Origin of the sequence: Pseudomonas sp. 43(2021), from assembly GCF_017490805.1 — a bacterium.
In the GTDB taxonomy this organism is placed as follows: Bacteria; Pseudomonadota; Gammaproteobacteria; order Pseudomonadales; family Pseudomonadaceae; genus Aquipseudomonas.
Map to the genome: position 1 here is coordinate 1 of NZ_JAFGYJ010000219.1, position 551 is coordinate 551.

Annotated in this window: 1 protein-coding gene; it reads right to left on the bottom strand. The window is 66.8% G+C overall.

The window, feature by feature from the left end:
* Positions 1-551: protein adenylyltransferase SelO family protein (locus tag J5M71_RS26850; protein WP_207838537.1), on the bottom strand; the 551-nt coding region annotated here is incomplete at both ends.

Here is a 551-nt window from a genome sequence, read left to right on the forward strand (position 1 = left end):
TGCCGAGGATCGACATGTTGTCGGGTTTCATCACGCCGTGGCAGAAGCCGTAGGCCTGCCAGTGCGCGATCATCGCGGCGGTCCTTGCGAGCACGGCGCGGAAAAAGAAGGTGTACGGCTCGGGGTGCTCCAGGCAGTCGGGGGAGGGCCATTGCACGACGGGATCGAGTAGCGTCCGCAGCGCTTCGTGCTGGCGCGTGTAATAGAAGAATTCGAAGTGACCGAAGCGCACGTGACTGTGCGCCAGGCGCATCAGCATGGCGCCGCGCTCCGGGCGCTCGCGGTAGACGACGGTGTCCGAGCCCGTCACGCAGAGGGCCCGCGATGACGGGATGCCGAGCGCATACAGGTGCTCGCTGGCGAGGAATTCGCGGATGGACGAGCGCAGCACGGCGCGGCCATCGCCCATGCGCGAATAGGGCGTCGAGCCGGCGCCCTTGAGGTGCAGGTCCCAATGCTCGCCCGCGTCGTTGATCACTTCGCCCAGCAGGAGCCCGCGACCATCCCCGAGGCGTGGGTTGTAGGCGCCGAACTGATGGCCGGAATAGACC